General features: G+C 39.8%; 6 protein-coding genes. 1 reads left to right on the top strand and 5 read right to left on the bottom strand.

The annotated features are described in order from the left end of the window. Positions 1-23: 23 nt before the first annotated feature. The 3 genes from pbpC to R2S57_RS09750 all read right to left on the bottom strand — a co-directional run bounded on the left by pbpC (position 24) and on the right by R2S57_RS09750 (position 8937). Positions 24-2405 carry a penicillin-binding protein 1C gene (pbpC, locus tag R2S57_RS09760; protein ID WP_316844863.1) on the bottom strand — a complete coding sequence of 794 codons (2382 nt, stop codon included), beginning with the start codon at positions 2403-2405 and terminating at the stop codon, positions 24-26. 282 nt (positions 2406-2687) lie between these two features. After that, positions 2688-3239 (bottom strand): transposase, encoded by a 552-nt coding sequence (locus R2S57_RS09755; RefSeq protein ID WP_316844862.1) that lies wholly within the window; start codon positions 3237-3239, stop codon positions 2688-2690. Between the two features lie 106 nt (positions 3240-3345). Continuing rightward, complete coding sequence (locus R2S57_RS09750) at positions 3346-8937, bottom strand: alpha-2-macroglobulin family protein (protein WP_316844861.1); 5592 nt, start codon at positions 8935-8937, stop codon at positions 3346-3348. A 213-nt stretch (positions 8938-9150) separates the two neighbouring features. Here R2S57_RS09750 and R2S57_RS09745 point away from each other — a divergent pair, with 213 nt between their 5' ends. Continuing rightward, positions 9151-9573 (top strand): nuclear transport factor 2 family protein, encoded by a 423-nt coding sequence (locus R2S57_RS09745; RefSeq protein ID WP_316844860.1) that lies wholly within the window; start codon positions 9151-9153, stop codon positions 9571-9573. Between the two features lie 208 nt (positions 9574-9781). Here R2S57_RS09745 and R2S57_RS09740 read toward each other — a convergent pair whose 3' ends face one another. Next, on the bottom strand, positions 9782-10186 hold the full coding sequence (locus R2S57_RS09740; protein ID WP_316844859.1) for a hypothetical protein: 405 nt from the start codon (positions 10184-10186) through the stop codon (positions 9782-9784). Positions 10187-10269: 83 nt separating this feature from the next. Continuing rightward, on the bottom strand, positions 10270-12834 hold the full coding sequence (topA, locus tag R2S57_RS09735; protein ID WP_316844858.1) for a type I DNA topoisomerase: 2565 nt from the start codon (positions 12832-12834) through the stop codon (positions 10270-10272). Positions 12835-13300: the final 466 nt, after the last annotated feature.

The raw sequence follows: 13300 nt of genomic DNA, 5'->3' as shown, positions 1-13300 counted from the left end.
AGTCGTTCAAACCTTCCGCCTTATTACCTTCTACCTTTCTTCTCTTTATCCAAAACCGTAAATACCTGCACCAGCCGCTCTCCATTTTCATCAACCAGGGTTAATGTATGCTTTCCAGGCGGCGGACTGATTGCCAATTGATGAAAGTTGCTTGTTGTGGCGATATATTCATTATCAATATGCCAATATATTTTAGAACTGGAATTTCTGTGCGCTGCATTCACTACAATTTTTCCCCTGGTTCCATCAAGCTCTAAAGGAATGTAAACAATTGCGTTATTTTTAGGATAAATTACTTCCATCACGCTATTCCCCCCAGAAAGATCGCATCCTGCTTTAAAAGGGGGAAGGATTTTATAATCGCTGTTTTTTATTTTGTAATAATATTCCATCGCTGGTGGCAAAATAAACCAGCTTTTATGTTGCATGTTGGTGATGCTTTCGCATTGATCAGTAACCCTGTAGGTTTCCGTTTGATCTAAATGTACCAATTTATGAAAGGGGCAAACTGCAGTTTTTTCTCCAGAAACAGGCACTAATTCTTCTGTCACATTTGTACAGTATTCTCCAGCTTTATAACCACTTTGTTTACATATCCTGATCTTTTTTAATTTGGTAGTGGGTGTTTCGAACCATTTTCCATTGGGCAATAGCCTGAAAATATCAAACAAAACCGGTGCTGCTGCTTCAATGCCAACCAAACCCGGTCTTCCTTCGCCATCGGCATTGCCCACCCAAACACATACCACATAATTTGGCGTTAGGCCAACCGCCCAGGCATCGCGGAAACCGAAACTGGTGCCCGTTTTCCAGGCAACCCTTTGAGATGAAGAAAACTGTTCCCATAAACCTTCATCGCCTGGACGCATTACTTCTTCCATGGCATTAAAAGTTGCCCAAATTGATCCGTGATCCAAAAAAGAATTGCGTTGATAATCTTTTTCTTCTTTTTGGTCCGTAATGAAATAGCTTGCAGGTTTATAATTAGCTGGATTGTACAAACCTTTATAGGTGTTAAAATGGTTTAAAGTGCGTACCATGCCCATATAGGTATTGGCCAGATCCCACATGGTTACCTCACTGCCACCTAAAATCAACGATAGTCCGTAATGATCTGCCGGCTGATTCAGTGTACCTATTCCAAGTTTTTTGAGTTTATCATAAAAGCGTTCATACTTGTATTGTTGCAGCATTTTTACTGCAGGAATGTTTAGCGAACGGCTCAGGGCTTTATCTGCAGCAATGGCACCGTCATAACCCAAATCATAATTTTGAGGAGAGTAGCCCGCAATTTGGGTAGGAATATCTGGAATTAAGGTGTGTGGCAATATAAAACCATCGTTCATCATACTGGCATAAAGCAATGGTTTTAAGGTGCTCCCAGGGCTGCGAGGTGCTTTGATCATGTCCACATGACTTTGGAGATCAACATTTTCGGGTTGATAAATATTGCCCACATAACTTACCACCTGGGCCGTCTTCGCATCAAGTACCAAAGCTGAAATATTGTTGATGTCGTTAGCCCTGTACCGGTTGTTGTAGCGTTTTAGTATGGCATTTACTTTTAATTGGATATTTTCATCCAGGGTGGAGGTAATTCTGGTAGAGTTGATCCCTAAACTGGCTCTTTCTGCTTTAAAACGGTTTAACAAGTGTGGCGCATTTTGCGGCAAAGGCATAGGCTTGCCCGGAACTGGCTCTAGTTTGGATAAATTGGCGGTTGCCTGATCAATGTATTTGAGTTGAGCAAGTTTATCTAATAAATCGTTTCTTTTTTTAATCAGTCGGGTGGAGTTTTTACCCGGGTGCACCAACGATGGACTGTTGGGAAGCACTGCTAATGTGGCCATTTCGCCCCAGGAAAGTGTTTTGGCATTGCGGCCATAATAACGCCAGCTCGCGGCCTCTAACCCCACAACATTCCTCCCAAATGGAGCATTTGCAGCGTATAAACCTATAATTTCTTCTTTTGAATACTTTGTTTCCAGGCGTATGGCTAAAATTACTTCCAGAAACTTTTGCCAAATGGTACGGTCTTGTTTTCTTGATAAACGGATGACCTGCATACTTAAGGTGCTGCCACCACTTACCACGCTTTTTGCTCTCAAGTTTTGACGCATAGCCCTGCTCATGGCCAAAAGGTCAATACCGAAGTGTTTATAAAAGCGCTTATCTTCAAAAGCAATGATACAATCCTTAAATTTTATGGGTACGCTATCCGCAACCGGAAATCGCCACTGGCCATCGCTGGCAATTGCAGCACTCAATAAATTGCCATCACTGGCCTCAATCACAAAAGAAGTTGGTGTTTTGAATAATTTTGAGGGTAGCGAAAAAAGAAATGCCAAAAGCAAGGCAACACAAATGAGATCGGAAATGAGGAATGCTTTTGGGGTTTTGATCATTTAATTATTTTGTAATAGAAACCTCGCAGGTTTTTAAAACCTGCGAGGTTTAAACTTTTTTGAATTTCGGTTCGTGGATACACGAATCGAGGCCTGATATTTATATTCTTTTAAACTTGTGTTATCGAATTGTTTTGTGTCTAACCTGAATCGCTGTTTATGAAGATATTACTGAGACTGTACTTGATAAATATTTTACTATTGTTCATAATCGTTACTGAAATCCATTTTAATTAATCGCCTTGGTTCGTGTCTCCACGAACCAATTCATTATAAATTGTGTTATTCAAACTCTAATCTTAAATCCTTTAAAAACGAATAATTAGGTTCGTTCTTCTCATAAAAGGAAGCTGATGAATATAAATAATCTTCAGGTTCCGGTACTAATTGCCAATACTCCGTACAAGGATTATTGTGTAAATAATCCAGTTTTTGATATGCAACTTCTGGAGAATATAAATGTATCGCTAGCGGATCTCTCTGCCAAAATTCATAATGCTTATTGATCGAACCAGATAAAAAGTTTTTCAGTTCATTTTGACTTAGAAGCTTTTTAAATTCATGGGCAGTATATTTTAAAAATGAACCTTGAACAGTTTCTTTTCCATTTAATTCGTTAGTCCGCCAAATAGTATATATGTGATTTGGCATAATAACGAAACCGAAAACATCAAGTTTATTCAATTTGCTTAGATGCTCAAATGAACTTAAAATTATATGCTTAAACTTATCTTTTTCCAGCAATCTTTGCCACTTGTTTATAGTAGCTGTCCAAAAGTAAATTTGTCCAATTTCAATATAGTTCTTTCTCTTTTGTTTGAATAAATTATCCATTCCTATTTAGATTTCGGTCCGTGGAGACACGGACCGAGGCTTATGTTTTTATTTAAGAGTTTTTCTCTATACTGTGGTTCATGTTTCCACAAAGCACGGGCAATTTCTACTTTACCACCTGTACCCATTTGCCAGCTTCAGTTGCCGAAATATCATTGTTATACATCGCTTCGCATTGAACAGCTGATAAATAATATTTACCTAAATAGGATGCGTTAAGCAGTACTTTATACACCAGACTTTCGCCTTCTCTCACATTAAAATAAGTGAAAACCCTATCATCCCTAATATCCTGATAAGTAAAAGGAGATGATGCCAAAATACTTTGGTTATCATTAACCCGGGTATTGATGATTTCCCATCCTGAAGGGGAAATTTGCGTTAATGCCATTTGTTCATAGTAGCCCATTCTACCTGGATTTTTTACGGTTACTTCAGCATAAAAATCAGTGCCTTGTTTTAAAGTTGTCGGATCCAGTACTTTACCATTTAGGCGTTTGTAGGTTACGTTCATATCTAAAACCTCAGGTCGGTTAGGTAAGAAATTATTCTGACCTGCAACAGGCTGTCCTTCTAAAACCAAACGCACAAACAATACATTGTTTCCATTATTGGTAACAGATGCCGTATTGCCTTTAAAAGTAACCGGTGTACTGTTGATATATTGATTTGAACTCACAGGAGCAGATTTTCCATCCAATATATATTGATATTGCAATTTATTCGCTGATTGGTTTGAACCACAGAACTTAGCAATGGCCAACAAACTGTATGCAGTAGTTTGTGTACTATACCAGGTGTTTTCGCCGAGTTTAGCCGCTAAAGGCTGTAGTAAACTCGCTGCTTTTGCCTTCTGACCTAGAAGGGTAAGCGTTTCTAAAATCATGGCTTCATCGCGAACGTCAGAACCATAGGTGCCACCCAATTGTTTATAAGCCTGAATCGAAGTATCTAAACCCCTGATCATATTTTGGGCTACATCATTCTGTCCGGCTAATTTATAAGCTGCAGCCAGGCGCCATTTTGCTGCCACGGATAAATATTCAAAAGCTTTTAAACGGTTCATCGCGGCCATTTCTGGTTTTTTGGCTAAAGCAAGCATGTATAAACGATAGGCTTGAGATAAATCGCCTCCATAAAAATTATTGCTGTTTGGAGCCCAGTTTGCCGCCTTTGATTTTTGAAAACGCAATAATTCATCCAATAAACCAACAGGCAGGGTATAACCTGCATTTTGTGCTTCAACCAGGAAATGGCCTGCATAATTGCTTCCCCACTCGTCAGAGGTACCTTCTCCAGGCCAGTAAGATAAACCACCATCAGTAGTTTGGAAGCCTTTAATCCTGTTTATACCCGCTTTAATGTTTTTCTCTGTTGTGGCTTTCTGCTGTTCATTCAATGGACTTAATCGATCCAAAAAGAGTTGCGGGAAAATACCTGAAGTGGTCTGTTCGATACAACCGTGAGGATATTGAATTAAGTAAGCCAATCTTTTACCTAAATTAATTGCGGGGATAGAAGAAACCTCAAGCGAACCTGAATTGGTACCCGTCATGCCGATTGGTAAATAGTTTACGGTCCATTTAGTATGTGGTTGAACAGTTGCCGAAACTACATTGGTAACGTAAGGGTTTGGATTTCTAATATCCATTTCTACATCGTAGACTGTTTTTTCATTGCCACTCTGTGCAATCACTTTTACTTTGGCAATACCCACAGTATTTGGCGCTTTAACTTCGAAATAGGTCATTTGTTCACCTGTTTGTTTGTAATAAAGCTGCTGTTTGTTTGTTCCTTCAACAATTAAATTGCTTGCCTGAAGTTGTACCGATACATTTTTAAGATTATTCTCTGTTGCAAAAACAGTTACTGGTAAGGTGAAACTTTCGCCCGGACCAATTACCCTTGGCAGTGTGGCCAAAACCATCAATGGTTTTTTAACCTGAACAGATTTCTCTGCAAAACCATATGCTGCATCTTGTCCGGCAATAACCATGGCCCTAACCGCACCAATATACTGCGGTAATTTAAACTTATGTGTTTTACTTTCTCCCTTGCCAATGGCAAAAGGTCCCATAAACTTAACTACGGCTGTAAAACGGTTTGCTTTTGCTGGGTTTAGGTTTTTGTTGATGCTTCCATCACCACCTATACTTAAAATGCGTTCCAGGTTTCCACCCCAGGCACCTAAAACATAATCGAATAAATCCCATGTTTTAACACCCAAACCTTCTCGTGCATAAAATGCACCATGTGGATCTGGTGTTTTAAAACGGGTTAAATCCAGTAAACCCTCGTCAACCAATGCAATCGTGTAGGTCATGGCTTTCCCATTTTGCTCGCCAACAGTAATGGTATTTTCGGTTTCAGGTTTAATTTTGTCAGCCATTTTAATTATTGGTTTTAAAATGGTCTGTGGATCTTCTACCGAAAGTGGAATAGCGCCGTACATCCTGATCGGTAAGTCGTTAATGGTTTGTGCGTGCGGTTGCAACAAGGTAATGTTGGCAAAAACATTTGGCGCCATTTCCTTTTCAGCCTTAAACTTAAATTGCGTTTGGCCAGCTTTGGTATCTACCCAATACGTTTTTAATACACGGCTTCCATTTTCGATAGAAATTAATGCACGTCCGTTTTTACCTGTTGGGATGGTTAAGGTAATGTCTTCTCCAACGGTGAATTTCTCTTTATTCGCTGTAAAAGAAAGCATTGAGGCCTCCGTAGGGTTGCTGCCTTGCTCGCGCTGTGCCCAACCTGGCCAGTCTACATACACTGATTTTCCAGTAACATGCCCACCGTTTACATCACGTACTAAAATTAAATAACGGCCCCATTCTGGTTCGTCAACACGTAAATTCCAGCTTCCTTTTCCATTGAATAAGTTTACCTGATGCGTTTCTACCAATTTGTTGTACTGGTTTTGGGTAAAATTGGCGTAGGTGTTTTGGTCGTCCTGTTCCCACCACCACCGCCATTGTGTTTTATATAATTCTACCTGAACGGTTTTGGTACCACTCAATAGTTTGCCATCGGTATTTACATTTACGATTTCAATTTTATGTTCTTTTCCGGTAACCAACATGCCGCTTAAACGGTCGCCTTTTTCCGGACGGATGCCCAAATAGCTTTTGTAAACATGGTAAGCGATACTGAAATTATCGATGCTGAAGTTACCTCCAGGTTCGAAAACTTTTGTAGTGAAATTTGCCCTTAAAACGCCTGGTGCAGTATTATTTTCGTTTAAGTTGGTGTTGATCTGAGCCGAACCACTCTGGTTTAAAGTGCCTTCGAAAATGGTTTTAACCTGCGATTCAAAATTGACCGTTGGGTTATCGAAGCTAAAACCCTCGAAGCCTTTAAATTTGGTTTCGGTAGTATTCAGGTTAACATCAACCTTTGCTTTTAAGTTTTGGGCTACGGCACCAAACAGCCATTTAGCCGATAGGGTAGCGGCAGATGTACCTGCGCTCAAGTATGGTCTATTGCCAACATTGAAATCAATTTTCAAGCGGTTTGGCATTACGGTTTCAATTTTCAGCGTTTTGGTAAATGTAGCACCACCTGCTTTAACCTTTGCCATCCAGTTACCGGTTGGTGCAGCACTTTCTGTAGCCGTTTTGAAGGCGTAGAAACCATTTAAAGGCTTTCCATTAATCAATCTTTTATACAATTGACCTTTTGGATTGTAAAACTCCATGGTTACCGGATAATTGGCAGGAAGTTTTTTGAGTTTATCTTCCAGAACGAAAGAAACGAATAAGCTATCTCCAGGTCGCCAAACACCACGTTCGCCATAAATAAAGCCTTTTAAGCCGCTTTGTACTACATCACCTGCTACATCGAAGCGACTTAGCGGAAGTGAGCTTCCATCGTCTAATTTGAGGTAACCACGTTCTGAACCGTTTTTAGCGATCAATAAAAAAGGTTGACGTTTCAGGTCAAAAATGGCAAAACCATCACCATCGGTTTTAGTGGTGAAAATGATCTGTTTCTGGTAATCCATTAACTCCAGGTTTACACCACTTAATGGTTTTGCGGTTAATAAATCTGTAGCCACAATGAGCATGCTATTATCATTACCACGTTTGGCTACCAGGCCAATGTTCGAAGCAATCAGGTTTCTGCTGGCCCAGCGTTGGTTGGTATAAAATGAAGGTGTACATGGATTGTCTTTATCATTCCACCTGTAATTTGATGGGTAATAATTGTTGTAACGTTGCCAGAAATCGTCGTCTTCGTCAATTTTTTCGCCGTATCCTTCATAATCTCCATATTCGCTTTCTTCTTCACCATCACCAACTTTTTCTGCTCCTGCTTTGCAATTGTAGGCATTGTATTCCTGTCTGAAAGCAATGGTAACACGGTACATTGCACCAGGCTCTGTACGGATCATTTTATCCAGATCAAGCGTAAAACGATTCTTTTTATGGAGGTTTAGCGCCTTGTCTTCGTCTAAACGTACCGTCTTTTGCAAAATTGGTTTTGCCACTCTGCGCAATTCATTCCCGTCTTTATAACTATTCGTTTGAAAAAACTGTGGGATATTGTTTTCGTAAATTTTAATTACGGTTACATCAACAGCTTTTAAATTTATGGCTTCGAAAGGTAAAACCAGTTTGCCCGAATTGGGTAAAATGGTTCCGTTACCTGCAATGGTAACCGCTGGCAATTTATCTTCAAAAACGAGATTGGCTACTTTGCCATTTGCAAGTGTTTTCGCATTGATGTTTTCGACTCCTGCGTTTACACTTAAATTATAATTGCCTTTTAGTTCTTCTGCAGCATAAACTTTAACCTGACTGGCATCAATGGTATACCTTAAATCGCTAAGGTTACCAAGTGAAATCATTCCCGTCATATCCTGTCCTACGCCAATGGGTTCCGAAAATTGTACCAGTGCAAAATCTTCTTCGCCCTGAATGGCTTTTATGTCTAGTATTTCGAACTTATTTATAGCCGGAACACGAACTTCTACCGATCCTTTTTGCTCGGCATCAATGGCGTCGCCATCCCAGTCTATTTTTAAGTTTTGATCGTTTCCTGTTTTTTTAATGCTATCAATCGTAAATTTTGAGGTGTTTTTTGCCGGATCGTGCTGCCATTTTATCTTTAACTTTTGGTCGAAATCCAACGATATGGTTTTTTCTATCTTACTGGTTTCTTCAACATCGGCGGTGGCCACCTCACCAGTTAATTTCATGTAATCTAAAGCCGTATTGTTCTGCGAAACCAGTCCGTTTTGAGAAAGCATAATCCCGGGCGTAATGACCTTAAATTCAAAATCGAAATCTTCAAGCCCCTTTTCTGTAGCAGAAACTTCTGATAGTTTAAAGGTAGCTTCGTAATTTTTTCCAGGCTTGAGGTTTTCGTCGGGCCTAAACTCAACAGTTTGTGGATCTATCCAATAGGTTTTACCAGAGATAGAAGGGGAGAAGTCGAAAAGTTCACGTGAATCAGCTTTGCCCAGATCCTGCATGCCTGTTGCAGCATTGGCCAGATGAACCCTGATAAAACTCTTTTTTGAAATGGTTCCTGAAGTATAGGCTTCGATATATTTTGCGTAAGCCTGATTTTCTTCATGGTTTTTTTTCTTTCGGTTGAAATAAATAAATACGATTGCAGCTATCGAAACAGCGAGCAAGCCAATGAAGATAAATTTCTTTTTGGAGGATGATTGATAGGTAGATGGTTGTTCCATGGATGAAATTCGTTAAGATAAATGGTAATATAATGTTGCGGTGAAAGCAATTGGTGTGCCGTAATTGACCTGGTTAAACCGAAAACATTATATTTCATCTGAAAATTAACTAAAATCCACGTTAAAATAAATAATGTTGAAAATTAAAGCCAATGCTTTGTTCATTTGCGGGGTTTTGGATATGTTTACAGGATCAACCCAATACAACCAGATATGATAAAGAAACTCCTGATTTTTTCGGTCCTATTATTTTCGACCTGTTTTTGTTTTGCACAGCAGAAGGAAGTAGAAAATGCGGTAAGTAAATTAACTAAATTGATGGTTACGCCTGATAGTTTAGCTCTTGATAAAATAGTCCTCAATAATTTAAGCTACGGCCATTCGAGTGGAAAGATTCAAAGTAAACAAGAATTCTTGCATTCGTTACTTTCTGGAGAATCTGATTTTGTGGATATCAATTTAACCGATCAAACGGTTATCATACAGAACAAGACTGCACTTGTTCGTCACACACTTAATGCCAAAACAAACGATAAAAACATTCCTGGAAACGTGAAATTATATATTTTATTAATTTGGAGTAAAGAAAAATCGGGATGGAAGTTGCTTGGCAGGCAGGCGGTTAAAGTGCCTTAGTTTAGTCCTTAGTCTGAAGTCCTCAGTCGGTAGTCTTTTAACTAGCGATTGCAGGTTAAGTCTTATATAAAGATTAGTTTGGTAGATGCTAAAATAAATTGCCATTAACAGATCTCAATTAGTGGTCGTCATCAACTGGAGTGTAACACAATAGAGATATTTTTAAACCAAGATATTGACTTCGGACTCCGGACTAAATGACTCCGGACTATTTTATCATCACTCCCGGCCTATTCACCAATGGGATTTTAATCAGGTTAGAGTCGATGATGCTTTCAGGCAGGAAGATGAATTTTTTGTCATAAATGGTGCCACCGATATAATAACTCAACCAATATTCGTTGGTTAAGCCAAAAACTTCAGGATCAATGGCTTCTACCCCGGCAAAAGAATTGGCCTCCATATTGCCAATCATGTGACGTAAAACTGAAGTTTTAACTTGTTTGCCGTCTTTTTCGCCGTAACCTTTAGAGCTAATTAAAACATTGGTTATGGGCTCATTTTTTAAGTTGACGAGATAAACTGTCCAGCTTGTTACTTCTGGTGTTTCGCCCATCAACACAACGGCCATTGCAATATCTTCGACTATATTTTCTGGTAAATCTGATTTCATAACCAATATTTGACGTCATGCTGAACTTGTTTCAGCATCTTTCGGTAAAGACTCTGAAATAAATTCAGAGTGACGTTACACATTTATTTTTTCTTTGCCACAGCCTTTTTCGCAGGGACTGCTTTTTTCTTTGCCGGTGCTTTTTTCTTTGTTTCGAAAGCATTTGGTACCTGCTCTACAATCATTTTCTTTACCACTTCCAGATCAATATCAACCAATTCTTCGGGTGTATATTTTTGTTTGGTCGCTTCATTGTATCGCAATTTAAGCATCAATTTACCAAAACGGATAAACGGTCCCCAACGGCCATTTTCGATAGAAATTTTTTCAGCATCCCAGGTTTTAATAAAGCGGTTGGCTTCTTTTTCTACTTTCTTGCCAATTAAGGTATTGATATCTTCCTGTGATAAATTATCAAAATCGTAACCTTTAGCAGGTATATTGATAAACAGATCATTCCATTTTATAAACGGACCAAAACGGCCTTTACCTTTGGTTACGCCTAAACCTTCGTAATGTGCAATTGGTGCATCATCATCCATTTTTTGTTTGATGATTTCAACCGCTCTATCATACGTTACCGATAAAGGTTCTTCATTTTTAGGAAGCGAAATAAAACTCTCACCCCATTTAACATACGGACCGAAACGGCCAACCCCAATCATCACCTCTTTGCCTTCAAAATCAGGAAGTTGGAAAGGAAGTTTAAAGAGCTCTAATGCATCATCAAGCGTAATGGTTGCTACCGATTGGCTGCGCATTAAACTGGCATAACGTGGTTTTTCTTCCTCGTCGAGCTCACCGATCTGCACCAATGGCCCAAATTTACCCACCTTGGTGTATACATTTTTACCTGTTGCAGGGTCTAGGCCCAACAAACGCTCGCCCGTAGCACGTTCTGCAGTTTCTAGAGTGGTTTCAACTTCGGTATGGAAAGGACTATAGAACGAGTGCAACATTTTAGTCCACTCTTGTAAACCCTGTGCAATTTCATCAAATTCCTTCTCCACTTTAGCCGTGAAGTTGAAATCTACAATACCTTTAAAGTGTTCAACCAGGAAGTCGTTTACTACTTCACCTATATCGGTAGGGAAAAGTTTTTGTTTCTCGGCACCAGTAATTTCCGATTTGATGTCTTTGCTAACCTTGCCGTCAGCCAAAACAATCGCCGTAAATTTACGCGCTTTACCGTCTCTGTCTTCTTTAACCACATAACCACGGTTTTGGACCGTAGAAATGGTTGGTGCATAAGTAGACGGACGACCAATACCCAGTTCTTCTAGTTTTTTAACCAAACTGGCCTCTGTATATCTTGCTGGCGGACGAGAATAACGTTCTGTCGCCTGCATTTCTTTTAAGAATAATTCTTGTCCTTTGGATAAAGGAGGTAAAATTGCACCACCTTCTTTTTCTTCGTTTTCTTCATCATCGGTTGATTCTAAATAAACTTTTAAGAAACCATCGAACTTTAATACTTCACCTTCAGCAACTAAATGCTCTTTTCGGGTTGAAGCGGTAATTTGAGCCGTTGTTTTTTCGAATAAAGCCTCACTCATTTGTGATGCAATAGAACGTTTCCAGATCAGGTCGTATAAACGTTTTTCTGAAATATCGCCATCTACGCTATGTCTGTCGAAATAAGTAGGGCGGATGGCTTCGTGGGCCTCTTGCGCACCAGCCGATTTCGTTTTATACACGCGGTGCTGGTGATATTTATCGCCATAAGCAGATTTAATCTCAGCAGCAGCGGCGTTTAATGCCGTTTCTGATAAGTTTACAGAGTCTGTTCTCATGTAGGTGATCTTACCGGCTTCATACAGTCTTTGTGCAACCTGCATAGTTCTGGCTACCGAAAAACCTAATTTTCTTGAAGCTTCCTGCTGTAAGGTCGAGGTGGTAAACGGTGCGGCAGGATTGCGTTTTGCCGGACGGGTTTCTAAACTGGTAATGTCGAATTTAGCATTTGCACAATCCTGCAGATATTTTTCGGCATCAGCTTCGCTTTCGAAACGTTGTGGCAATTCGGCCTTAACCATTTCTTTTCCTTTACCCGTAGAAAACTGGGCAGTAATTTTATATGCAGCAGCGGCATTAAAGTTTAAAACTTCCCTTTCCCTATCAACAATTAAACGCACCGCAACAGATTGAACACGGCCTGCGGATAGCGATGGTTTTACTTTTTTCCATAAAACAGGAGAAAGTTCGAAACCTACCAAACGATCCAACACGCGACGTGCCTGTTGCGCATTTACCAGGTTATAATCAATGCCGCGTGGGCTATCGATTGCTTTTAAAATTGCTGGTTTGGTAATTTCATGAAAAACGATGCGTTTTGTTTTCTCCACTTTTAGGCCTAAAGTTTCGAATAAGTGCCAGGAAATGGCTTCCCCCTCACGGTCCTCATCGGATGCTAGCCATACCATTTCGGCTTCCTTGGCTAGTTTTTTCAACTCGGCGACAATGTTTTTCTTGTCGGCGGGCACTTCGTAGGTTTGGGCAAAATTATTTTTGATATCAATCGCCATATCTCCCTTCACTAAATCCCGGATATGGCCATAGCTCGATTTCACAAGGAAATCTTTGCCTAGGTAGCCTTCTATAGTTTTAGCTTTTGCGGGTGACTCGACGATTAATAAATTTTTGGCCATGAAATACGTTTTTGTGCAAATAAAGCTATAATTAAAGCATAAATCCAAACCTGAGGAGAATTTAATACATTTTTTTTATGAAATGTTGGTAAAATATAGTGGTTAACTGTGTGATTTTAATCTGATTCTAATCTTTAAGAGCGCAAACTGAGTGATTCTTAAATAAAAGATTAGGAAAGCAGTTCCAGTAGTTGGTAGCTTGGGCTTAGTCCCGCCCTTTGCTACAAATCCTCAACCTCGTGCCTCGGTCTGCGGGTTTTTCGCTCCGGTCGGCTTTAGATGGTCAGTGTTTGCTGCTATTAGCGTTTTAACAGCATGGCGCAGCGCTCAAGGTACAAAAGAATAACAGGCTTTGTTAATTAAACCCGATAGAGCGGAATAGCTCACAGCGTAGCGAGGACTATAAGCGATAGCGGGGCTGTAGACTGCCAAGAACTACCGGCTTTAATTTCCTAATCAAAATAAA

It is taken from the genome of Pedobacter psychrodurus, assembly GCF_032678585.1.
In the GTDB taxonomy this organism is placed as follows: Bacteria; Bacteroidota; Bacteroidia; order Sphingobacteriales; family Sphingobacteriaceae; genus Pedobacter; species Pedobacter psychrodurus_A.
This window is presented reverse-complemented; position numbering and strand designations above follow the sequence as displayed.

Excerpts from the sequence above, each read along its gene's own strand:
- topA (WP_316844858.1), bottom strand. The coding sequence starts at position 12,834 with ATGGCCAAAAATTTATTAATCGTCGAGTCACCCGCAAAAGCTAAAACT.
- R2S57_RS09740 (WP_316844859.1), bottom strand. The coding sequence starts at position 10,186 with ATGAAATCAGATTTACCAGAAAATATAGTCGAAGATATTGCAATGGCC.
- R2S57_RS09755 (WP_316844862.1), bottom strand. The coding sequence starts at position 3,239 with ATGGATAATTTATTCAAACAAAAGAGAAAGAACTATATTGAAATTGGA.
- R2S57_RS09745 (WP_316844860.1), top strand. The coding sequence starts at position 9,151 with ATGATAAAGAAACTCCTGATTTTTTCGGTCCTATTATTTTCGACCTGT.
- R2S57_RS09750 (WP_316844861.1), bottom strand. The coding sequence starts at position 8,937 with ATGGAACAACCATCTACCTATCAATCATCCTCCAAAAAGAAATTTATC.
- pbpC (WP_316844863.1), bottom strand. The coding sequence starts at position 2,405 with ATGATCAAAACCCCAAAAGCATTCCTCATTTCCGATCTCATTTGTGTT.